General features: G+C 59.5%; 20 protein-coding genes. 8 read left to right on the top strand and 12 right to left on the bottom strand.

The annotated features are described in order from the left end of the window. Window positions 1-64: 64 nt before the first annotated feature. Window positions 65-1,336 (bottom strand): ABC transporter substrate-binding protein, encoded by a 1,272-nt coding sequence (locus tag AC5SEO_RS03810; RefSeq protein ID WP_035199351.1) that lies wholly within the window; start codon window positions 1,334-1,336, stop codon window positions 65-67. Window positions 1,337-1,429: 93 nt separating this feature from the next. Here AC5SEO_RS03810 and AC5SEO_RS03805 point away from each other — a divergent pair, with 93 nt between their 5' ends. Next, entirely contained in the window at window positions 1,430-2,320 is an 891-nt protein-coding gene (locus tag AC5SEO_RS03805) for a helix-turn-helix domain-containing protein (RefSeq protein ID WP_013761428.1), read from the top strand. Here the strand turns inward: AC5SEO_RS03805 and AC5SEO_RS03800 are convergent. Then, window positions 2,317-3,171, bottom strand: a complete 855-nt coding sequence (locus AC5SEO_RS03800; RefSeq protein ID WP_035199352.1) for an AraC family transcriptional regulator — start codon at window positions 3,169-3,171, stop codon at window positions 2,317-2,319. The genes AC5SEO_RS03805 and AC5SEO_RS03800 overlap by 4 nt on opposite strands. A 123-nt stretch (window positions 3,172-3,294) precedes the next feature. Here AC5SEO_RS03800 and AC5SEO_RS03795 point away from each other — a divergent pair, with 123 nt between their 5' ends. Both AC5SEO_RS03795 and AC5SEO_RS03790 read left to right on the top strand, forming a co-directional pair. Continuing rightward, entirely contained in the window at window positions 3,295-4,491 is a 1,197-nt protein-coding gene (locus tag AC5SEO_RS03795) for an MFS transporter (RefSeq protein ID WP_003517947.1), read from the top strand. A gap of 88 nt (window positions 4,492-4,579) precedes the next feature. After that, the gene (locus AC5SEO_RS03790; RefSeq protein ID WP_035199353.1) at window positions 4,580-5,476 is read left to right on the top strand and encodes a LysR substrate-binding domain-containing protein; all 897 of its coding nucleotides are present in this window, start codon (window positions 4,580-4,582) and stop codon (window positions 5,474-5,476) included. A 24-nt stretch (window positions 5,477-5,500) separates the two neighbouring features. On the opposite strand, the gene AC5SEO_RS03785 is transcribed toward AC5SEO_RS03790, so the two are convergent. From AC5SEO_RS03785 to AC5SEO_RS03740, 10 genes are all read right to left on the bottom strand, one after another. After that, entirely contained in the window at window positions 5,501-6,781 is a 1,281-nt protein-coding gene (locus AC5SEO_RS03785; protein ID WP_003517952.1) for a TRAP transporter large permease, read from the bottom strand. Between the two features lie 3 nt (window positions 6,782-6,784). Continuing rightward, the gene (locus tag AC5SEO_RS03780; RefSeq protein WP_003517954.1) at window positions 6,785-7,336 is read right to left on the bottom strand and encodes a TRAP transporter small permease; all 552 of its coding nucleotides are present in this window, start codon (window positions 7,334-7,336) and stop codon (window positions 6,785-6,787) included. A gap of 141 nt (window positions 7,337-7,477) precedes the next feature. Next, window positions 7,478-8,473: a DctP family TRAP transporter solute-binding subunit gene (locus AC5SEO_RS03775; RefSeq protein ID WP_003517956.1), complete on the bottom strand. Its 996-nt coding sequence runs from the start codon at window positions 8,471-8,473 to the stop codon at window positions 7,478-7,480. 21 nt (window positions 8,474-8,494) lie between these two features. Next, on the bottom strand, window positions 8,495-9,397 hold the full coding sequence (locus AC5SEO_RS03770) for an NAD(P)-dependent oxidoreductase (protein ID WP_035199359.1): 903 nt from the start codon (window positions 9,395-9,397) through the stop codon (window positions 8,495-8,497). Window positions 9,398-9,409: 12 nt separating this feature from the next. Continuing rightward, a complete protein-coding gene (locus tag AC5SEO_RS03765; protein WP_003517960.1) occupies window positions 9,410-9,712 on the bottom strand; it encodes a putative quinol monooxygenase in 303 nt (100 codons plus the stop codon). 17 nt (window positions 9,713-9,729) lie between these two features. Continuing rightward, window positions 9,730-11,088, bottom strand: coding sequence for an NAD(P)H-dependent oxidoreductase (locus tag AC5SEO_RS03760; RefSeq protein WP_495363725.1), 1,359 nt, complete (start codon window positions 11,086-11,088; stop codon window positions 9,730-9,732). A 262-nt stretch (window positions 11,089-11,350) separates the two neighbouring features. Then, the gene (locus tag AC5SEO_RS03755) at window positions 11,351-12,364 is read right to left on the bottom strand and encodes a LacI family DNA-binding transcriptional regulator (protein WP_019566487.1); all 1,014 of its coding nucleotides are present in this window, start codon (window positions 12,362-12,364) and stop codon (window positions 11,351-11,353) included. 116 nt (window positions 12,365-12,480) lie between these two features. Continuing rightward, window positions 12,481-13,491 (bottom strand): D-altritol 5-dehydrogenase, encoded by a 1,011-nt coding sequence (locus AC5SEO_RS03750; RefSeq protein ID WP_025595924.1) that lies wholly within the window; start codon window positions 13,489-13,491, stop codon window positions 12,481-12,483. Between the two features lie 16 nt (window positions 13,492-13,507). Further along, window positions 13,508-14,278 (bottom strand): galactitol 2-dehydrogenase, encoded by a 771-nt coding sequence (locus AC5SEO_RS03745; RefSeq protein ID WP_025595922.1) that lies wholly within the window; start codon window positions 14,276-14,278, stop codon window positions 13,508-13,510. 270 nt (window positions 14,279-14,548) lie between these two features. Beyond that, window positions 14,549-15,862, bottom strand: coding sequence for an ABC transporter substrate-binding protein (locus AC5SEO_RS03740; protein ID WP_019566490.1), 1,314 nt, complete (start codon window positions 15,860-15,862; stop codon window positions 14,549-14,551). A 311-nt stretch (window positions 15,863-16,173) separates the two neighbouring features. Here AC5SEO_RS03740 and AC5SEO_RS03735 point away from each other — a divergent pair, with 311 nt between their 5' ends. The 5 genes from AC5SEO_RS03735 to AC5SEO_RS03715 all read left to right on the top strand — a co-directional run bounded on the left by AC5SEO_RS03735 (window position 16,174) and on the right by AC5SEO_RS03715 (window position 21,247). Continuing rightward, entirely contained in the window at window positions 16,174-17,181 is a 1,008-nt protein-coding gene (locus AC5SEO_RS03735) for a tagatose kinase (RefSeq protein ID WP_162691763.1), read from the top strand. Then, on the top strand, window positions 17,178-18,455 hold the full coding sequence (locus tag AC5SEO_RS03730; RefSeq protein WP_112673808.1) for a D-tagatose-bisphosphate aldolase, class II, non-catalytic subunit: 1,278 nt from the start codon (window positions 17,178-17,180) through the stop codon (window positions 18,453-18,455). Before AC5SEO_RS03735 ends, AC5SEO_RS03730 begins: the two co-directional genes overlap by 4 nt. A 71-nt stretch (window positions 18,456-18,526) precedes the next feature. After that, complete coding sequence (locus tag AC5SEO_RS03725) at window positions 18,527-19,399, top strand: carbohydrate ABC transporter permease (protein ID WP_013761441.1); 873 nt, start codon at window positions 18,527-18,529, stop codon at window positions 19,397-19,399. Window positions 19,400-19,411: 12 nt separating this feature from the next. Continuing rightward, window positions 19,412-20,236, top strand: a complete 825-nt coding sequence (locus AC5SEO_RS03720) for a carbohydrate ABC transporter permease (RefSeq protein ID WP_003510506.1) — start codon at window positions 19,412-19,414, stop codon at window positions 20,234-20,236. 12 nt (window positions 20,237-20,248) lie between these two features. Further along, complete coding sequence (locus AC5SEO_RS03715) at window positions 20,249-21,247, top strand: ABC transporter ATP-binding protein (protein WP_495363724.1); 999 nt, start codon at window positions 20,249-20,251, stop codon at window positions 21,245-21,247. Window positions 21,248-21,254: the final 7 nt, after the last annotated feature.

The following is a 21,254-nucleotide window of genomic DNA, read 5'->3' as shown; positions in this document are numbered from 1 at the left end:
GCGATGGTTGGAAAGCTTGGAGAGGCCGGTCATGCTAAACCGCAAGGCCGGCCATCCGAGAGCTTCATTCCGCGACCGGCAGCCCCGTGGCCGTTTCGATCTGCTTTGCGGCATCGTCGAGAGCTGCTTTCGCATCGGGATAACCACCCGCGAAATATTTGGTCTGCGTCGCCTTGTAGATCGCATCTGCATCCGACTGGAACGCGGTGCCACGGCTGGGCACGATTTTCGGCAAAGTCGCCAGAATATCGGTCCAGACCGCCTGCCCACCCCAATAGGGCTGCTTTTCCTTGACGAAAGGATCATCGATGGCGGAGAGAAGCGAGGGAACGAGGCCGAAGGACTTCAGCATCGTCACCTGCCCCTCATTGGTGGTCAGCGCGTAGTCGATGTACTTCCAGGCGGCTTCCTTGTGCTTGGACGCCGAACTTATCGCCAGCGAAGAGCCACCGAGATTGGCTGCATGCGGACCGTCAGGCGTAAGGCTCGGCATCATATAGACACCCCACTTGCCCGAAAGACCGGGAGAGCCGGAGCGAACCGTGCCTTCATACCAGGCGCCATACATCTGGCTCGCGGCCTTGCCGGCAGTATTGGCCTGAATCTTCTCATCCCAGATCGCAGCCGTGATGATGCCGGCATCCTTCATCTGCTTGATCTTTTCAAGCGTCGCGACACAGGCAGGTTTGTTGATGGTGATGTTCTGGCCGTCGGTCGAAAAGTAACCGCATCCCTGCTCGTTGGCGATCATGCGGAACCACTCGCTGTCGCCGTTGAAATCGGCCTGCGCCATCACGGTGCCGGGATTGGCGGCCATGACCTTCTTGCCAGCCGCGATGAAATCATCCCAGCTTTTGATGGTGGCCGGATCGACAGCAGCCTTTTCGTAGAAATCGCGCCGGTAAAAAACGGCCACCGGACCCGAATCCCAAGGCACCGCATAAGCTACGCCATCGACCTCCAGTTCCGTGCGCTTGAAGTCAGGAAAAAGCGCCTGTTTTTCAGGCGTATAGCCAAGTGCAGTCAAATCCGTGAAACAATCCGGGAACCGGCTCCAGAACAGTTCCGCCTCGAAATTTTCGACCGTTACAATATCCGGGAGGCCGTCGCCACCCGCTGCGCAAGCCGCCAGCGTCTTGTCGAAAACCTGATCGTTTCCAAGGTCTTCAACAACAATCTTGATGTCAGGATTTTGCTTGTTGAACCCTTCGACAGTGGATTTAAGCGCCGATGCGGCGACATTCCAGCTCCAGATGGTTAAGGTCTCGGATTGCGCCATTACCGGTGCCGCAAGGAGCACCAGAGCCGTCGACGCGCCAAGAAATTTAAAGCACATTGAAAACCTCCCTTTTTTCAATTGCCGTTCTTTAGCGAACATGGGCACATTACCGGCGGCAGGAAATCTGTCTCGTACAAAGGGAACATCGATTTGGCGGAAAGTAAGATTGCCGAAAGAGCCTTCTACCAGCCGGGTGCAAGCAGCATCGAAGGCATGCCGACCACGCTCCAGCTTTTTTACAACCACCCGCCCATCATGCTCAGGCCGCACTGGCATGCGCAGGTGGAGGTGAACTACGTGATGTCGGGATCCGTACATTACCGGATGGGCGACCACGACCTTTCGCTCGATGCCGGCCAGATGTGCATTTTCTGGGGCGGCCAGCCGCACCAGATGGACCGTTCCTCCGATGATTCGATTTATGCGGGCGCGCATCTGCCGCTCGTCCATTTTTTCCGCATGCGGCTGCCGGCTGCGGTTTCCAGCCTGCTGATGGGCGGCGCAACGATGGTGAGTGCGCAGACGGACCGGGCCGACGAGGAAAATTTCGGCCGCTGGTTCCGTTACGTCACTTCGGGTGATCCGGCCAAGGCGCAGCACGCGGTGGAGGAATTGCTGCTGCGGGTGGAGCGCATGTTCCTCGAGCCCTATACCGTCATATCCTCCGCCGTCAGCGGCAAACGGGAAGAGAACGACGAGAGCATGGCGCCCTCAATCGGCGTGGTGCGCATGTGCGATTTCATTGCCGCCAATTTTCTAGACGACATCGACGCGACCGAAATTGCCCGCGCCGCCTCGCTTCATCCGAAATATGCGATGAACCTGTTTCGCAAATCCACCGGCATGACGCTGATCAAATACCTGACCTTGCTCAGGCTTTCCCGCGCCCAGGCGATGCTGATGAACGGCAAGGACAATATTCTGCAGATTGCCATGGAAAGCGGCTTCGGCTCCGTCAGCGCCTTCAACAAGGCGTTTCGTCAGATCGCCGGCATGTCGCCTTCCGATTTCCGCCGCGATATGCGCGCGACGGCGGCTTAATTTTCCGCCTCTTCAAAATCGGAGTAGCCGGCACTGCGCTGGCCTGCCGCCTTGCGATAGGCGCGGGGCGAATTGCCGAGCATTCGCCGGAACATGGTGGTGAAAGCCGGAATATTTTCATAACCGGCATCCAGCGCCACATTGGTCACCGCCTCGCCCGCGGCAAGCCTCGGCAAAGACGCAAAAATGCAGGCCTGCTGGCGCCAGGTGACAAAACTCACCCCCAACTCTTTACGAAATAACCGCGTAAAGGAGCGCCGGCTCATGCCCATGGCGGCGGCCCAGTCATCGATTTCCACTCTGGCCACAGGCTTTTTCAGGAACTCGCGGCAAAGACCGGCAAGACGCTGATTATCGGGAAAGGGTAATCCCAGCGGGCGTTCCGGCAGACGGTTTACCTCATCGAGCAGAAGCGCCCGCACCAGTCCCTGCCGATGAAAAGCGGCAGGTTGCAACTCCTCGCCCAGCAATTCCGAAATCAGGCTGGAGGCAAGGGCGGTAATTTCCACCACCCTTGGGTCCCCGGCTTGAAACAGATCGGGGTGAACGTAGATCGAATGCATCTCCACCGTTGAGATGATCTCGGCCTCGTGTTTCAGCCCGGCTGGAATGATAAGCCCGTGACCGGGCGGTATCATCCAGCGCCCGGCGGCGGTGCTGACCAGCACGACGCCCTGGCGTGCGCACCATATCTGCACCCGGCCATGGCTGTGGACCGGGGTACGGTGTCCTGTCGGATAGGCACGGTGAAGCGCCAGCACCGGCTCGTTGGTGCCGTCGATCAATTTCAGGCTGCGCTCATGGTCGTCATCCGCCAGACGGGCGGGTTTTAGCGATTTGATTTTTGCCATTTGGCCCATTCACAAAGAAACTCGTCCAGAACACGAAAGCAGGCCAGAAACAATATGAATAAAAGCGGGAAGAAATAAAGACACGTTTCCCGTCTCTCGCGGGGAATCTGGAGAGGATACATCATGGCCACCGTCACCAGCACCGGGTTCAGCCCGCAACGCACGGCGTTTTCAATCATTGCAGCAGCCAGCTTCTGCCACATGCTCAACGACATCATGCAATCGCTGCTGACGTCGCTTTATCCGCTGCTGAAGGCCAATTATGCGCTCGACTTCATGCAGATTGGGCTGCTCACCTTCGCCTTTCAGGTCACGGCATCGCTGTTGCAGCCGGTCGTCGGCATGGTGACCGATCGCTGGCCCATGCCTTTCTCCCTGCCAGTCGCCATGCTCTCGACCTGTGCCGGCCTCATCACGCTCGCATTCGCTCACAGCTTCGAGGTGCTCGTGATCGGCGCCTGCCTGATCGGTGTCGGCTCGGCGATCTTCCATCCGGAGGCGTCACGCGTTGCCCGTCTGGCATCTGGTGGTCGCCACGGTCTGGCACAGTCCTTCTTCCAGGTTGGTGGTAATACAGGCACGGCCATCGGCCCGCTGCTGGCCGCCTTCATCGTCATCCCGTTCGGTCAAGCCAGCCTCAGCTGGTTCTCACTGATCGCGCTGATGGGCTTTGCCGTCTTGTCCTGGGTCGGCGTCTGGTATACCCGCCACCGCCGCGCGAATGTCGGCAAGGCTCCGGCCAGCCGCGCACTTCCGCTGGCACGCGGCACCGTGATGATGACGCTTGCCGTGCTGGTGGTTTTGACCGCCACCAAGAACGCCTATCTCGCCAGCCTTTCCAGCTATTTCACCTTCTACACCATCGAGAAGTTCGGGCTGGGCGTGCAGGATGCGCAGGTTCTGCTGTTCCTCTTCCTTGGCGCTTCTGCGGCGGGCGTTTTCTTCGGTGGTCCGATCGGCGACCGCTTCGGCTCGCGCGTCGTCATCTGGTTCTCGATCCTCGGCGTCATTCCCTTCGCGCTGATGCTGCCCTATGCGAACCTGTTCTGGACGACCGTTCTCGTCGTCGTCATCGGCTTCGTCTTTTCTTCCGCCTTCTCGGCAATCGTCGTGTTCGCGCAGGAACTGGTACCCGGGCGCGTTGGTCTCATCGCCGGCATGTTCTTCGGTTTCGCCTTTGGCTTCGGTGGCATCGGGGCCGCGGTTCTCGGGATCTATGCGGATAAGGAAGGCATCGAGTTCGTCTATCGCATCTGCTCCTACCTGCCGCTGCTCGGCCTGTTGACGGTGCTTTTGCCAAAGTTGCCGAGCCACCGGTAAAGACCCTACGCTCTCAAGCGTTTCGTGACGGCAGTCACCTGTGATAATCACGGTGACTGCCGTAATTCGTTGAGCGAAGACCAGCCACATGCAGATACCGATAAAATCGATCCTCGTCTTTCATGCTGCGGCAAGGGCGGGCAGCATTTCGCGGGCGGCGGAAGAGCTGAGCGTTACGCCTTCAGCCGTTTCCCAGCAGATCCAGTTGCTTGAAGGCCAGCTTGGCACGACGCTGATGGCGCGGACCGGCCGCAAGGTGACGCTGACGGAGGCGGGCGAGCGGTACTTCTCGATGATCACCGCACAGATCGAGCAGATCACCGATGCCACCGACAGTATTCGCGGCTTCCGCTCGGTGACCACGCTGACAATCAGGGCAACCCCGACCATTTCCAACAAATGGCTGCTGCCGCGTCTCGGCTCCTTTCTGGAGGAGCATCCCGAACTGGAAGTGCGCCTTGACGGCACCAACGAGCCGACCGATTTTTCGCAGGAGCTTGTCGACATCGAGCTGCGCCATGGCGATGGCCGCTGGCCGGGCCTGTTTGTGGAAGGACTCGTGGAGGAGGAGTTCCTGCCGGTCTGTTCACCGGACATGCCCGGTGCCGGTACATTCCTGCCCGAAGATTTGCAGAACCAACGGCTTATCCACTCGGTCAAGGCGCAGGCGCAATGGAACCACTGGTTCCCGCTTTCCGGCGTGACGGCTGAAAAGCGCTGGCGTCGCGTTCTGTTCGATCGCAGCCACATGGCCATCGACGCCGCCGTTCTGGGCATCGGCGTGGCGCTGGAAAGCACGTTGATGATGGAGCAGGAACTGCAACGCGGAATGCTGATCCCGGCCGTGGCCGATGCGCCCCGCATCAAGCTCGTCACGCAATGGATCGTTTGCCCGCATTCCCATCTGCGTCAGAGAAAAGTGACGCTGTTTCTGGATTGGATGCGAAAACAACGCGACGAGTGGCGTGTCCGTCGCGTTGTCTGATGCTTCAGGCTCCCTGTTTCAGTCTCAATAAAGACCCATCAACCGTATCGGCCCGAGCGTCAGCACCGGGAAAAGCACGAGTGCGAATATGGCGAGCGTCAGCACCGTCATCGGCGCCAGCGAACCACGAATGACGTCCTCGATCTTCATGTTCGCCACCTGTGCTGCCGCGAACAGGCAGACCCCGACCGGCGGCGTTACAAGGCCGAGTGTCAGCGTCATGACAGTCACGATCAGGAAGTGAATCGGATCGATGCCCAGCGCCTCTACCGGCGGCATCAGCACCGGAATGAGGATGAACATGGCAGGGATAGCCTCCATGAAGATGCCGATGATCAGCAGAAACACGAAGATCACCAGCATGCCCGACATCGGCCCAAGGTTCATCGCCTTCAAAAGCTCGGCCACCTGTTCCGGCAGGCCGTCGAAGGTGAAGACCCAGGCGGCAAGCTGCGAGGTGGCGGCGATGAACAGGATGGTGCCGGAAATGCGCGCCGTGGAGATCAGTATTTCCGGCAATTCGCGAACCGGCAGCGTGCGATAGACCAGCACACCCAATACGGCCACATAAACAACCGCGATGGCCGCGGCTTCCGTCGGCGTGAACAGGCCGCTGGCGATACCGATGATGAGGATCAGCGGCGTGAGCATCGGCAGGATGGCGCGAAGGCCGGTGACGATAACCAGACGGAAATTGAAGGGCGTCGGCGGATTGTAGCCGTAATGCACCGAATAGAAGTGGTTAAAGACAAGAAAAGCGAAGGCGATGAAGAGGCCAGGCACCAGACCCGCAATGAGCAGCGTGCCGATCGACACATTGGCGATGGAACCGGCAATCACGATCAGGATCGACGGCGGGATGATGGAAGAGAGCGTGGAGGTGCAGAGCGTCATGCCGACGGCATAACCCTTTGGAAATCCGTGTCGCTCCATGGCCTTGATTTCGATTGCGCCCACAGAGGCGATATCGGCGACTGAGGAGCCGGAGACGCCGGAAAAGATGACCGACGAAATGACGTTGACGTGGCCAAGCCCACCGGGAAGCCAGCCGACCATCGCCTCGGCGAAATCGAAGATGCGCTCCGCCACACGGCCGCGCTCCATCACCGTACCGACCAAAATAAAGAGTGGCACGGCGACGAGAAGGAAAGAGTTCATCGACGAAAACATCGTCTGCGACAGAAGGTCCATGGGCATGGAGGTGAAGAGCCACAGCGTGCCGACACTGGCGAGCGCCAAAGCGATGGCGAGCGGCACACCCAGCATGCTGAGACCGAAAAAGGCGATGAGAAGAAAGACCGACATGGCTCAATGTCCTGCTGAAATAGAGATATCGGCGTGGGCGATCTCGTCCGCGGGGATACCGATCTCGGGGAGCGCGATCAGGTCCCGCCTGCTGCGCAGCGATTCGATGATGGCCAGCACGGCGATGACGGCCGAGACAGGCAGAACCATGCCGATGGTCCACATGGGGATGGGCAAGGTCGCGGCGGTCTCGTTCATCATGATCTGCTGGCGCACCAGGGTGAAGCCCGTCCAGCCCATCATGCCGAAGAAGAACACCGAAGAACCGACATAGATCGGCACCGCCAACCGCCTGAACAGGCGGTGGAACAGCACCAGAAACACCACGACCCGCGCGCTTTCAACAGTGCGGAAACCGGCGGCAAGGCCAAGGAACACCATCCAGATGAAGAGAAAGCGTGTCGCCTCCTCGGTCCAGGGGAGCGGGCTGCCGATGAGGCGGCCAATGACCTGGAGAAGAACGACGACAAGAATACCGAAACAGGCCGCCCCGGCGGCGACATCAGCGATGACCTTGACGATGGTGCCGAGCACCGACGGTTTCGTATCGCGCATGACAATACCCTTCCACTGCTGAAACCGGATATCCGGTAAAACGAATGCCACCCTGCCGCTACGGCAAGGCAACCCTTGCTGACGATGGGAGCGGCCGGGTTGCTAATCGGTGCAAGCCCGACCCTCCTTTCACTGGCGGCGTCAGTTCGTCTTGAGGAAAGCCTGCGTCTTGTCGAAAAACGCCTGATCTTTCACGAGGGCGGAGAATTTTGCCGAAAGACCAGTCGCGACAGCCACGAAAGCCTTGCGCTCGTCATCGGTCAGCGTGTTGACCTCCATGCCGTTCTTCTTCAGCGTTGCGAGCGACTTGTCGATATCGGCAGCATCGTTCTGAGCTTTCCACGCCTCGGTTTCCGTGGCCGCGTCCCTCAACGCCGTCTTGAAGCCCTCGTCGAGGCCTTCGAAACGGGCCGGGTTCATGCCCAGCACCCAGGCGTCAGCGATGTGGTTGCTGATCGTCAGGTATTTCTGCACTTCATAAAGCTTGGCGCTGACAGGCACGTTGACCGGATTTTCCTGCCCGTCGACGACTTTCAGCTGGAGCGCGTTATAGACTTCCGCAAAGGCCATCGGCGTCGGGGCAGCACCCATGGCGCCGAAGAATTCGACCCAGAGCGGATTGTTCGGCACACGCAGCTTCATGCCCTTGAGATCGGCAGGCGATTTGATCGGCGCCTTGGAGTTGGTGATCTGGCGCAACGGCCGAGACCAGAGATCGAGCCCGAGAATGCCGATCTTGCTCAGATCGCCGGAAAGCTCCTTGCCAAGATCGCTGTCGAGATAGACGCGCAGCTGGTCAATGTCGCGGAACTGATAAGGAATGGCGATGGCCGTGAATTTCGGATTGAACGTTGCGTAAAGCGATGTCGAGTTCAAGAGCATGTCGAGCGAACCGCCGGCCAGCTGCTTGACGCCCGCCGAAGGATCGCCGCCATAAAGCGTGCCGTTCGGAAACACCTTGATCTTGAGTTTGCCGTCAGTCTTTTTCGAAACAATCTCGGCGAACTTGTTGGCCGCGAGCGTGATTTCCGACGTATCGGAATCCGGCGTCGAAAGCGTGAGCGTTTCCGCCTGCGCGATCGATGCAACCAGCATGGTGGCGGCAAGAGCCAGCCCGTAAAGTTTTGAAATTTTCATGTGTTCCTCCCGTTGTTGTCTCTAAACATTTTCGAGCGTTCCTCCGAACGCATTCATGCGTTTAACTTCAAGGATCACACCGCTGTGATCAAGCTCGCCCGCACCATGCTCGACCATGGAGCGGAACAGCCGGTCAACCTCCTCGCCGACCGGTAATTTCAGGCCACGGCTCTTGGCGAAAGCCAGCGCAGTGGACGTATCCTTCAGCTGATATTTCGCCGGCCCGCCGGGGCGGAAATCGCCTTCCACCATGCGTTTGCCGTGCTGGCGGAAGACGGTGGACTCGGCAAAACCGCCAAGCAAAGCCTGGCGCACCTGCGCCGGGTCGGCTCCCCCCGCTTCAACCAGCGTCAAAGCTTCCGCTACGGCGCAGATCGTTGAAGCCACGATCAGCTGGTTGGCCAGCTTGGCCAATGAACCGCAGCCCACCGGACCGACATGGGTGACGCGGCCGAGGCAATTGAGGAGTGGCCGCAATGCGTCCACATCCCGCTGCTCACCGCCGGCCATGATGGCGAGCGTTCCCTCAGTCGCCCCTTTTTCGCCCCCGGAAACCGGTGCGTCGACATAAGCGACGCCATGAGCCTTTGCCGCCTCCGCCTGTTCCCGTGCGCTGTCGACTGGAATGGAACTCATCACCAGCAGAAATGCACCAAGCTTCATGGTGGAAAAGACACCCGAGGCACCGAGTAGAACCTCGTCGCAGACTGGCCCGGAACTCAGCATACAGAGCACGACATCGGCTTCGGCTACAGCTTCGGCAGCCGTGGCCGTCGGCTGCACGCCCTTTGCCGCCAGAACCGCTGCTTTTTCAGCACTGCGGTTCCAGGCCTTGACGGAAAAACCGGCCTCCGCCAGACGCGCCGCCATGGGTGCACCCATGATGCCCGTTCCGATGACAGCGATTTCGCGGATGTCCTGCATTTTTTCCACCCTTCAAAGCCATTGCCGGTTGAGGAAACGAACCGGCAACTCTTCTTCGATGAGGGCGGGAAACGCCTCGCGAAACCGGTCGAGATGTGGTGTTTTCAGATGGTCGTCGAAAGCTTCGCGGCTGTCATAGACCTCATAGAACACCACGTTGTTTCCGGATTCCGGCCGCACCACATCGAATTGCCGGCAACCCGGTTCATCCTGAACCGAATGGGTGGCATCATCTTGCGCTGCGTTAAGAAAGGCATCCATCGCGTCAGGCTTGACCCGGAATTCCGCGATTACCACGAAAGCTCCATTCGGCATGTCCCGTTCTCCGTCCATCACGCCGCAGCGTCTTTTTGCGGACGGAACTGGTTTTCCATGTCCTGGCGAAGCTTCACCACATCCAGGTCGCTCACCAGTTCCACATCGTCGAAGCTGACGATCTGGTCCTTCCTGATGGCGCGCTTCAGCTTGACATTATGGGCAAGGCCGATCGGCAGCGCCTTGATGTCGAGGCTGCGGGTGGCAGGAATGGCATTGGCCCAAACCGCGTAACCGCCCTCGCCATCAAGCATTTCGCCGGGCTGCATGTCCTTCTTTGCCGTCGCGACCGCATCGCCGCGGAACTCCTTCGAGCAACCGGTGGCCTCATTGCGCAGTACGGCCGAAAGCACGCTTATCGAAGTTTCGAGACCGATGATGTGGAACGGACGCCACATAGAGGCGTACCAGCCCGAAGGATCGGTCAGCAGTCCATATTGCTTGAAGCAGGCGCGGGCATATTCGTTATGCGCCTTGAAGGTGACGAAAACGCCGTAACGGATGTTATTAAACACCTCGCGACCATCCGGCTCCTGGCTTGCGGCAATATCCACGAGACCGGAACGCGACATGCGGCCACCATCGGCAGCAGGGCGAAAGACGCGGGCGAGATCGTGCAGGCCTGCGGGCGGGAAGGCCAGACCGTCATCCGGGCAATCCAGCCCCGTGCCGTTTGCGACCGCCGCCATTTCGATGGCCGCCTTGGTGCCGTCGGTAAATGAATTGTACATTTTCGGATTGAAGTCGCCCTTGGCCACTTCCTCGTTAGTCCAGCCGAAGTAGCTCCAGACCGTATCAGGCGTCGAATACCGGTAACGCGGCTCGAAATTCATCCCCTTGCCGGCGGAAACGACCTCGAAGCCGGTGGCGCGTGCCCAATCGACCAATTCGCAGATCAGGGCCGGCTGGTCACCGTAAGCCATGGAGTAGATAAGGCCCTTGGCCCTCGCCTTTTCGGCCAGGATCGGCCCGACCATCACATCGGCTTCCACATTGACCATGACGACATGTTTGTTGTGGTCGATGGCTCCGAGCGCATGGCGCGCGCCAGCCAGCGGATGGCCGGTCGCCTCGATCACGCATTCAATCTCGCCGCAGGCGAACAGTTCGTTCACATCGTCAGTCACATAGGTCTTGCCGCTCTTCAGCGCATCGGCGCAGCTCGTCGCGTCATAACGCTCCTTCGGCCAGCCGACGCGGTCAAAAGATTCCCGCGCCTTGCCGACATTGAGATCAGCGACGGCGACCATGTGGAAACCGGCGATGCGCTGCGCCTGCGCCAGAACCATGGAACCGAACTTGCCGGCACCGATGAGACCCACCCTGACGGGCTTGCCACCGGCTGCGCGCTGCGACAGAAGAGAATAGAGATTCATGTTTTGACATCCTTCGCTGGGGAAATTGCTGGCGAGAGTGCCCAGTCAGCCCGGCGAAGGCCATGCGATACCGAGGCTACGAAGGGTTAACCCTCGCGGCACCGAAGACATGACGTTTCTGCGTTCCTCCCGGATCCCGGCACACACTTGCGCCGGCTCCCGCGGTCGCCTCCCAAAGCAACCCTGGGAACAGAGTAGGAGCGTTCAAATATTAGTTCTATTTAGAAAAACAGATTTTTCTTTTAATTTTTCTAACAAACTATCAAGCCGATTTGCGCAGCATCAGATCGGCACTGAGGAGAATGCGCTCGCGCATCCGTGTCGTGTCATCCGCCTCCTCGTTCAACTTCTGCAGCAGAAGTTCGATCGATAGCCTGCCGATCTCGTTGTAATTCTGCGCCACCGTAGTAATCGGCGGGCAGGCATAACGCGAAAGCGGATGATCGTCATGGCCGGCAACCCTGAGATCGTAATCCGTGCCATGGCCAACCCTGATGCCCTTCTGGAAGGCGGCGGCGATGACCCCGAAGGCGATACGGTCATTGGCGCATAAAATAGTGCGCGAGGGCAAATGCCCTGCGCCGTCCAGCAACCGGGTCGCTTCATCAAAGGCGAAACGCTCGAAATCCCAGGTTACGGTGCCGGGAACACCGATGACATGCGGCTCGAAACCAAGACGCTGCATCGCCTCCTCATAGGCCGTGCGGCGCGTTGCGGCGTTGGTATTGACCTGCGGCATGTCGAAGAAACAGGGCGGCTCGCCCGAACGGCAGAGATAATCCACCATCAGCCCGACGCTCTGGCGGTTGTCGGTGCCGACGAAGGCCGAGGTCTCGTCGAGTGGAGAATCGACATAGACGATCGGTATGCTGGCCGCCAGCTGCTCTAGCGTGGCGCGATGGGACTTGACGCCGAGCGGAGCGATGATGGCGCCCGCGACATTCATCGACTTGAAGGTGCGGATGGCCCGATCCTCGATTTCCGCCTTGCCGTCGGACGACAGCACGAAGGCAAGGAACCCCGCCTCGTTGGCGATGAGTTCGATACGGCTCGTCAGCGCCATGTAGAACGGGTCGGTTGAGTTGGGAATAATGATGCCGATGATATTGGAGCGGCGGCGGTTGAGGTTGACGGCGAAGATATTCGGTCGGAAGCCCGATTTCTTCAGCGCATCCTCGATGGCATCCCGCGTCTTCTTGCGGACCGAGGCCGGATCATTGAAGTATTTCGAAACAGTCGGGCGGGAAAGGCCGACGAATTCCGAGAACTCTTCCATCGTCCTGATAGATTTGGCCAAAGTGCTTGCCCCCATGAAATATTACATGTGGTACTCTATATCGACCGGCCTTCGCACGAAAAGCCGGTCGAATACGGTTATCAACGGCCAAACGATCATTCGGCTGCAAATTGCACTTTCATCGTGGCCGGATCGGACGGCTTTTTCATAAAGAACGGCAGCATATCCGAAAGCGGCAGCCGGTGCGACACCAGCCGCGCCATGACATCGCCATCCGTTTCCAGAATGGCAAGCGCCTGCGGTATGTTGCGGTTCAGCGAATGTGAGCCGACAAGCTTCAGCTGCCGCCGGAAGATTTCGAAAGGCGCAACCGAGATACGGGCATCCGGCGCGCAGACACCGAAAAACAGCGCCGTGCCGCCATCCGCGACCAGCGGGATCATTGCTTCCGCAACAGCTGCGATGCCGGTCGCATCCGCCACGAAATCGAACGCCTTCTGTTGCCGCAGCAGCGCCTCAGACCCGGAAACCGCCGTCTGAAGTCCAAGACTTTCAGCGAAGTCCAGCCTGCTTTCGTTGATGTCAGCAATCGTCACCGTCGCGATGCCGCGTGATTTCAGCGACAGGGCGAGCAGCAGGCCGATGGGGCCGGCGCCAAAAACAAGCGCATTGCCCGGCATCGACCCACGCTCGCCAATACCCGCGCTCTGCATGCCGTTGACGACGCAAGCGAGCGGTTCGGCAAGTGCTGCCACGTGATAGGGCATGGAACCTATGCCATGCAGTTGGTCGGAGCGCACCACGCTGAATTCCGCAAAACCGCCATTGTGGGAAACGCCATAGGCCTTCAGCGTGCTGCAAAGGTTGGTAAGCCCTTTCCTGCAACTGGGGCAGGTGCCGCACGGCAGATTGGGATCGACGACAACCCTGTCGCCGACCTTGATGCCTGTGACATCTGCCGCCACCGCCGCAACTTCGCCGGCATATTCATGGCCCGGAATGACGGGAAAGGCACCGTCACCGTAACGCGCATGCAGCACGTCGATATCGGTATGGCACAGCCCCGAAGCCTTGACCCGGACAAGGGCATGCCCCAGCGGCAGATCGGCGACGGGCACGTCCGTAAGCACGGCTCGTCCCTTCTCGACGAATTGAATCGCATGCATGGTCATCTCCGGCTTTTCAGCTCATCCAGTTGCCGCCGTCGACATTATATGTCTGGGCGAGAATATAGTCGCTGTCGGAAGAGGCGAGGAAAACTGCAAGGCCCTTGATGTCATCCGGCGTAGCGAAACGGCCGATCGGCACGGATTTGGCCACCGCCGCCTTCTTCTCACCCGGCTTCAAGCCTTCCCATTTGGCGAAATGCGCATCGACCACTTCCCAGTGCTCGCCATCCACGACACCCGGCGCAATCGCATTGACGTTGATGCCGTGTTTGACGAGCGCCAGCGCCGCCGACTGCGTGGCGGAAATGATCGCCGCTTTGGAAGCGCAATAAAGCGTCACGAGCGCCTCACCGCGCCGACCGGCCTGGCTCGCCATATTGATGATCTTGCCGCCGCGCGCGCGCGCGATCATGACATTGGAGACGGCCTTCATCATGAAAAGCGGCCCCTTGAGATTGATGTCGAAAACCCGCTCATAGCTTTCTTCGGTAATGCCGTTGATCGGCGCCATATCGAAGATCGCGGCATTGTTGACGAGAATATCGATGCCGCCGAATTCCTCATCGACCGCCTTTACAACCGCATCGATCTGACCAAGGTCAGTCACGTCCAGACGGATGGCCTTGGCGGATGGGCCTATAGCGGCTGCAGAAGCGGTCGCCCTGGCAATATCGATATCGGCGATGATGACCTTTGCACCCTCATCGGCGAAAGCCTGTGCAAAACCAAGGCCGATGCCGCGGGCGGCGCCGGTAATCAGCGCGACCTTGTTCTTCAATCTCATGTCGATCTCCGTGATGCATAGCGGGTAATGGATGAACTCGGCCATGCGCGTTTGTGTTAGATGCGATTTTCTCACTCCCCTCATTCCTGTGCTTGTCACAGGAATCCAGCCGACGCGCGTCTGCGTGGCGAGAGAGTCCTTTTCAGCCCAAGGACTTGGGCTGACTGGATTTCTGTAACAAGCACAGGAATGAGGGCGGCGGGTGCGCCAGCCCCACCCATGCCGCCCGCCGCCAAAGTGACGAACGGGCGGCACGCCGGGAGGACGCGGCTACTTGATGTAGCCCGCGCGGGTCATGTCACGCTCGACCTGTTTCTGGGCGCCTTCGAGCGCCGTATCGACAGTCTGCTGGCCGGAGAGTGCTGCCGCAATCTGCTGGCCGACAACCGTGCCGATCGACTGGAATTCCGGTATGGCGACGAACTGCACACCGGTATAGGGAACCGGATCTTTTGTCGGCTTCGACGGATCGGCGGACATGATGGCTTTCAGCACCGTATCCGCAAAGGGTGCGGCCTTCTTGTATTCCGGCAGCTCATAAGTGGATTTGCGCGTACCGGGCGGCACGGCGACCCAGCCTTCGCTTTCACCGACCGTCTTCACATAGTTCTTCGAGGTCGCCCATTTAACGAATGACTTGGCGGTTTCGAGCTTCTTCGTGGTGTTCGGAATTGCAAGGTTCCATGACCACGACCAGCTCGATCCGTTCGGCGTTGCCTCTACCGGAGCACGCGTGAAAGCGGTCTTGTCGGCAACCTGGCTCTGTTTGGGATCGTAGATACGTCCCGCAGCCGAGGTGGCGTCGATCCACATGGCGCAATGGCCGGATGCGAACAGCGTCTGGTTCTCGTTAAAGCCGTTGGTCGCCGCACCGGGCGGGCCGTAGGAAGTCATCAGCGCAACATAATCCGAGATCGCCTTTTTCCACGGCTCGCTCGTCAGCTGCGGCTTCCAGTCCATGTCGAACCAGCGTCCACCATAGGTATTGATCATCGTGCCGAGGAAAGCCATGTTCTCGCCCCAGCCCGGCTTGCCGCGCAGGCAAATGCCATATTGCTGTTTCGACTTGTCCGTCAGCTTGGCCGCGAAGTCCTTGATCTGGTCGTAGCTCGGATTATCAGGCATTTTCAGGCCGGCCGCGTCGAACAGGTCCTTGCGGTAAAGGGTGAACGAGCTTTCGGTATAAAACGGCACGGCAAAGAGCTTGCCGTCTACCGTCAGGCCCTTTTTGATCGGATCGAGCAGATCGGCGTAATCGTAATCGTCGCCGAGATCATCGACCGGGGCCAGCCAGCCCTGCTTGCCCCAGATCGGCGCTTCGTAACCGCCGATGGTCATGATGTCGAACTGGCCGCCATTGGTGGCGATATCGGTGGTGACGCGTTCGCGCAGAACATTCTCTTCCAGCACGATCCAGTTGATCTTGTTTCCTGTTTCCTTCTCCCAGGCGCTGGAAAGCTTCTGCATGATGATCATGTCGCCATTGTTGACGGTGGCGATGTTGATTTCTTCCGCCTGCGCAAGTCCGGCCAAAAGGCCCGCTCCAACCACAGACGACGACAGAATTCCAATGAATTTGCTCATGAGACCCGCTCCTCCTTTACGGATGTCCACGCATAACAATACATGCGTAAATTTTTATCTCGCAAAATCGCGCCATTTGTCAACATCCAAAAGCAAACTGTGACGTGAGCACTCTTGGATATATTGCTATAACTCGCTGTTTTAAAGTCGATAATGTCATCAAAAATAATTGCATGATCCGCTTTACTTGCTGCATCGCAACAAAAATATCATCAAAAAATATCTTGACGCGCGTAAATTTTAACTGATATCCGGAAAATAACAGAGCCGGAACGTCGGGGGTTTGCACCCATCGGAAAGGTGGGGGCCGAATGCATATGGAGGAGACGATGAGGCAGGTATCCGCACTGGCGCCGCACGCGAAAGGCCCGACCATTACGGCGGGTGAAATCCTCGTGGAAATCATGGCGACGACAGTGGGCGACGGCTTTCTCGAGCCGCAAACGCTGATCGGCCCCTTTCCAAGCGGCGCGCCCGCCATCTTCATCGACCAGGTCGCGCGTTGCGGCGGCAGCGCCGGCATTATCGCGGCTGTTGGCGATGACGATTTCGGCCGCCTCAACATCGAGCGGCTGCGCCGTGACGGCGTGGACATATCGGCCATCGCCACCATTGCGGACCGGCCGACCGGCAGCGCTTTTGTCCGCTACAGGGAAAACGGCGCACGGGATTTCGTTTTCAACATCGCCCATTCGGCAGCGCGCGAAACGCACATGACTGATAAGGCGCAGGCTCTCATCGAACAGGCGGGCCATGTGCACGTCATGGGATCGGCATTTGCGATTGCCGGTATCGGCGAGATCATTCTCGAGGCGATCAAAAGCGTCAAGGCGCGCGGCGGCTCGGTGTCTTTCGATCCGAACATCCGCAAGGAACTGGTGCAGGGTAACGAGGGCCGCAAGCTGATCGATGATCTCCTTGATGTCACCGACCTTCTGCTGCCTTCCGGCGAAGAACTTCAAGCTGCCTCCGGTCTGGATGACGAGGACGCAGCGATAGAAAAGCTCCTCGCCTCCGGTATCGGCGAGATCGTGCTGAAGCGCGGCGCGCAAGGCGCCAGCCACTTCAGCCGCGCCTATGGACGCATCGACGCCCCCGGACTGACGGTCTCCGAAATCGATCCGACCGGCGCCGGCGACTGTTTCGGCGCAACTTACCTCACCTGCCGCCGCCTCGGCATGCATCCCGAAAGAGCGCTCGCCTATGCCAATGCATCCGGTGCGCACAACGTCATAAAGCGCGGCCCCATGGAGGGCGCTGCCAGCCTTGCCGAACTTGACGCCTTCATGACCGCGCTATTGTCGGAGGAAGTCCTATGACCGCCATTCTGGAAAACCTCGCCGCCGCGCGCCGTGCCGGCAAGCCGGCAGGCATCACTTCGGTCTGCTCTGCCCACCCCGTTGTCCTGCGCGCCGCAATCCGCCGCGCCGCTGCCGGTCAAACAGCCGTGCTGATCGAGGCCACCTGCAACCAGGTCAATCATCTCGGCGGTTATACCGGCATGACGCCGCGCGACTTCGTTACCTTCGTCAATAGCATTGCGCAGGAAGAGGGACTGCCCGGCGAGCTCCTGATTTTCGGCGGTGATCATCTCGGCCCCAATCCCTGGCGCAAGGAGAAAGCCGAGGACGCGCTGACAAAAGCAGCCACCATGGTCGAAGCCTACGTCACAGCCGGTTTTCGCAAGATTCATCTGGATGCGTCGATGGGCTGCGCCGGTGAGCCGGCCGCACTGGATGACGTGACCATTGCCAATCGTGCGGCAAAACTCGCGGCTGTCGCCGAAAAGGCAGCCGCCGAGGCGGGGCTGCCAAAACCGCTTTACATTCTCGGCACCGAAGTGCCGGTGCCGGGCGGCGCCGATCACGTGCTCGACACGGTGGCGCCCACCGAGCCGCAGGCGGCGCGCATGACCATTGACCTGCACCGTGAGATATTCGCGCAGCACGGTCTTTCCGATGCGTTCGAACGGGTCATCGCCTTTGTCGTGCAGCCCGGCGTGGAATTCGGCAGCGACAATGTCGTCGCTTACAATCCGGATGCGGCCACGGCGCTCAGCGCCGTACTGGACGGCGAACCGCAACTGGTCTTTGAGGCACACTCGACGGATTATCAAACGAGAGCAGCGCTTGGCGCCCTTGTGCGCGATGGATATCCGATCCTGAAAGTCGGTCCGGGGCTGACCTTCGCTTACCGCGAAGCACTCTACGCTCTCGATATGATCGCATCCGAGATGGTCGGCGGCTATGGCGACCGGCCGCTGGCGCGGACCATGGAACAGCTGATGCTCGGCGCGCCCGGCGACTGGCAGGGTCATTACCATGGTGATGACATCACGCTCAGATTGCAGCGTCACTACAGCTACAGCGACCGCATTCGCTATTACTGGACAAGGCCCGAGGCGCTCGCAGCCGTTTCCGCCTTGCATAAGGCGCTTGACGGGAAGACAATTCCCGAAACCCTGCTGCGCCAATACCTCGGCGAGCTGCCGCTCGCCACGGTTGCAGGCAAGGATATGGAGGAGGTTCTGATCGCCGCGGTGGATCAGGTGCTAGCAACCTACCATGCGGCGACGGGCGAAGGTCGCTGCTAAGACAATCGTCAAGTTAAATTCGGATGCCCCGGCGGAGACGTTGCGGGTATCGGTCATGGAGGGGACTACCAATGGCAACACGAAACACGAGCGGTCTGGCGCGGGTTATGCTTGCGCCTTCGGTGCTGCTTTTGCTGGTGTGGATGATCGTGCCCCTGGCGATGACGCTGTGGTTTTCGTTCCAGAACTACAATCTCCTCAACCCTGCCAATGTCAGCTTCGCAGGCCTGTTCAATTACCAGTATTTCTATACCGATCCGGCCTTCTTCCAGTCGATCTTCAACACGCTTGCCATCGTCGGCGGCGTGCTTTTGATCACCGTCATCGGCGGTATTGCGATTGCGCTTCTGCTTGACCAGGACATCTTCGGTCAGGGCATCGTGCGCATCATGATCATCTCGCCCTTCTTCGTCATGCCGCCTGTTGCGGCGCTGGTGTGGAAGAACATGATCATGCATCCCGGTTACGGCGTGCTTGCCGATCTGTCGCGCTTCTTCGGCCTGCAGCCGGTCGACTGGTTCGCGCAGTTTCCGCTGCTCTCCATCATCATCATCGTCGCCTGGCAATGGCTGCCCTTTGCAACGCTGATCCTGCTCACCGCCCTCCAGTCGCTCGATGGCGAGCAGAAGGAAGCGGCCGAGATGGATGGCGCCAACTTCATCAACCGCTTCATCTACCTGACGCTGCCGCATCTTGCCCGCGCCATCACCGTCGTCATCCTCATCCAGACGATCTTCCTGCTCGGCGTTTACGCGGAAATCCTCGTCACCACCAATGGCGGCCCCGGCTATGCCTCGACCAACCTTGCCTTCCTCATCTATCGCACGGCGCTTCTGGGCTACGACGTCGGCGGCGCATCGGCCGGTGGCATCATCGCCGTCGTGCTCGCCAATATCGTCGCCATCTTCCTGATGCGCGCCGTCGGCAAGAACCTCGACCGTTAAGGAGAAGCGATCATGGCCCGCAAGACAACGACACGCGCAAAGATCGGCTTCACCATCGCGGCATGGGCCGTGGCGTTGCTGCTGTTCTTCCCGATCCTTTACGCCTTCCTCACCTCGATCAAGACCGAGCCGGAGGCGATTGCAGGCTTCAGCCTCATTCCCTCGGGCACGCTCGAAAACTACATCACCGTGCAGACCCAGCGCGATTACTTCAAGCCGTTCATGAACTCGGTCGTGCTGTCGCTCGGCTCGACGATCATCGCGCTCATGATCGCCATTCCCGCCGCCTGGGCCATGGCATTCTCGCCGACCAAACGCACCAAGGACATTTTGATGTGGATGCTCTCCACCAAGATGATGCCGGGGGTGGCGGTGCTGGTGCCGATCTACCTGATCTTCCGCAATGCCGGCCTGCTCGATACCCGCATTGGGCTGACCGTCATGCTCACCTTCATCAACCTGCCGATCGTGGTGTGGATGCTTTATACCTACTTCCGCGAAATCCCCGGCGAGATCCTGGAAGCAGCCCGCATGGATGGTGCCTCGCTCTGGAACGAGATCGTGCATGTACTGACCCCAATGGCGGTTCCGGGCATTGCCTCGACGCTGCTCCTGAACGTCATTCTTGCCTGGAACGAATCCTTCTGGACCATCCGGCTGACGACCACCAATGCGGCACCGCTGACGGCCTTCATCGCCTCCTTCTCCTCACCGCAGGGGCTGTTCTGGGCCAAGCTCTCGGCCGCCTCGATGATGGCGATCGCCCCCATTCTCGTCATCGGCTGGTTCTCGCAGAAACAACTCGTGCGTGGCCTCACCTTTGGCGCCGTGAAATAAGGAACGACAATAATGGGCAGCATTTCCCTTCAGAACGTGTCCAAGCTCTTCGGCGAGGCAAAAGTCATCCCGTCGATCAATCTCGATATCCATGACGGCGAGTTCGTCGTCTTCGTCGGCCCATCCGGCTGCGGCAAGTCAACGCTGCTGCGCCTGATTGCCGGGCTGGAAGACGTCTCCGGCGGCAGAATAGTCATCGACGGCAACGACGCCACCGAAAAGGCCCCGGCCGAGCGCGGCCTTGCCATGGTGTTCCAGTCCTATGCGCTCTATCCGCATATGAGCGTGCGCAACAACATCGCCTTCCCGCTGAAGATGGCCAAGCTCGACAAGGCTGTCATCGACAAGAAGGTCGACGATGCCGCCCGTATCCTCAACCTCACCGATTATCTCGAACGCCGGCCCTCGCAACTGTCCGGCGGCCAGCGCCAGCGCGTGGCCATCGGCCGCGCCATCGTGCGCGAACCGAAGGCGTTCCTGTTTGACGAGCCGCTCTCCAACCTCGATGCGGCGCTGCGCGGCACCATGCGGCTGGAAATCTCCGAGCTGCACAACACGCTGAAGACGACGATGATCTACGTCACCCACGACCAGGTGGAAGCCATGACCATGGCCGACAAGATCGTGGTCCTCAACCGCGGCAATATCGAGCAGGTCGGCTCGCCGATGGAGCTTTACCGCTCGCCCGCCAACCTCTTCGTCGCCGGCTTCATCGGCTCGCCGCGCATGAACCTGGTGACCGGCGATTACGCCCGGCAAAAGGGTGCGACCACCGCCGGCGTGCGGCCCGAGCACCTGACGCTGTCGAAGGAAACCGGCCTGTGGCAGGGAAAGGTCACGGTCGCCGAGCATCTCGGCTCCGACACCTTCCTCCACCTCGACGTCCCCGGCATCGGCCCCATCACCGCCAGAACCGACGGTGAATTCGAATGCAAACACGGCGATACCGTCTTCATCACACCAGATGATGCCAAAATCCACAGGTTCGATGACAAGGGCATCGCGATATGAGGCCTTA

The organism is Agrobacterium sp. K11, from assembly GCF_059429395.1.
This window is presented reverse-complemented; position numbering and strand designations above follow the sequence as displayed.

Bases quoted from the DNA above. Each gene is read 5' to 3' on its own strand.
- AC5SEO_RS03810 (WP_035199351.1), bottom strand. From the start codon at position 1,336: ATGTGCTTTAAATTTCTTGGCGCGTCGACGGCTCTGGTGCTCCTTGCG.
- AC5SEO_RS03800 (WP_035199352.1), bottom strand. From the start codon at position 3,171: ATGGCAAAAATCAAATCGCTAAAACCCGCCCGTCTGGCGGATGACGAC.
- AC5SEO_RS03795 (WP_003517947.1), top strand. From the start codon at position 3,295: ATGGCCACCGTCACCAGCACCGGGTTCAGCCCGCAACGCACGGCGTTT.
- AC5SEO_RS03790 (WP_035199353.1), top strand. From the start codon at position 4,580: ATGCAGATACCGATAAAATCGATCCTCGTCTTTCATGCTGCGGCAAGG.
- AC5SEO_RS03785 (WP_003517952.1), bottom strand. From the start codon at position 6,781: ATGTCGGTCTTTCTTCTCATCGCCTTTTTCGGTCTCAGCATGCTGGGT.
- AC5SEO_RS03780 (WP_003517954.1), bottom strand. From the start codon at position 7,336: ATGCGCGATACGAAACCGTCGGTGCTCGGCACCATCGTCAAGGTCATC.
- AC5SEO_RS03775 (WP_003517956.1), bottom strand. From the start codon at position 8,473: ATGAAAATTTCAAAACTTTACGGGCTGGCTCTTGCCGCCACCATGCTG.
- AC5SEO_RS03770 (WP_035199359.1), bottom strand. From the start codon at position 9,397: ATGCAGGACATCCGCGAAATCGCTGTCATCGGAACGGGCATCATGGGT.
- AC5SEO_RS03765 (WP_003517960.1), bottom strand. From the start codon at position 9,712: ATGCCGAATGGAGCTTTCGTGGTAATCGCGGAATTCCGGGTCAAGCCT.
- AC5SEO_RS03760 (WP_495363725.1), bottom strand. From the start codon at position 11,088: ATGAATCTCTATTCTCTTCTGTCGCAGCGCGCAGCCGGTGGCAAGCCC.
- AC5SEO_RS03755 (WP_019566487.1), bottom strand. From the start codon at position 12,364: ATGGAAGAGTTCTCGGAATTCGTCGGCCTTTCCCGCCCGACTGTTTCG.
- AC5SEO_RS03750 (WP_025595924.1), bottom strand. From the start codon at position 13,491: ATGCATGCGATTCAATTCGTCGAGAAGGGACGAGCCGTGCTTACGGAC.
- AC5SEO_RS03745 (WP_025595922.1), bottom strand. From the start codon at position 14,278: ATGAGATTGAAGAACAAGGTCGCGCTGATTACCGGCGCCGCCCGCGGC.
- AC5SEO_RS03740 (WP_019566490.1), bottom strand. From the start codon at position 15,862: ATGAGCAAATTCATTGGAATTCTGTCGTCGTCTGTGGTTGGAGCGGGC.
- AC5SEO_RS03735 (WP_162691763.1), top strand. From the start codon at position 16,174: ATGCATATGGAGGAGACGATGAGGCAGGTATCCGCACTGGCGCCGCAC.
- AC5SEO_RS03730 (WP_112673808.1), top strand. From the start codon at position 17,178: ATGACCGCCATTCTGGAAAACCTCGCCGCCGCGCGCCGTGCCGGCAAG.
- AC5SEO_RS03725 (WP_013761441.1), top strand. From the start codon at position 18,527: ATGGCAACACGAAACACGAGCGGTCTGGCGCGGGTTATGCTTGCGCCT.
- AC5SEO_RS03720 (WP_003510506.1), top strand. From the start codon at position 19,412: ATGGCCCGCAAGACAACGACACGCGCAAAGATCGGCTTCACCATCGCG.
- AC5SEO_RS03715 (WP_495363724.1), top strand. From the start codon at position 20,249: ATGGGCAGCATTTCCCTTCAGAACGTGTCCAAGCTCTTCGGCGAGGCA.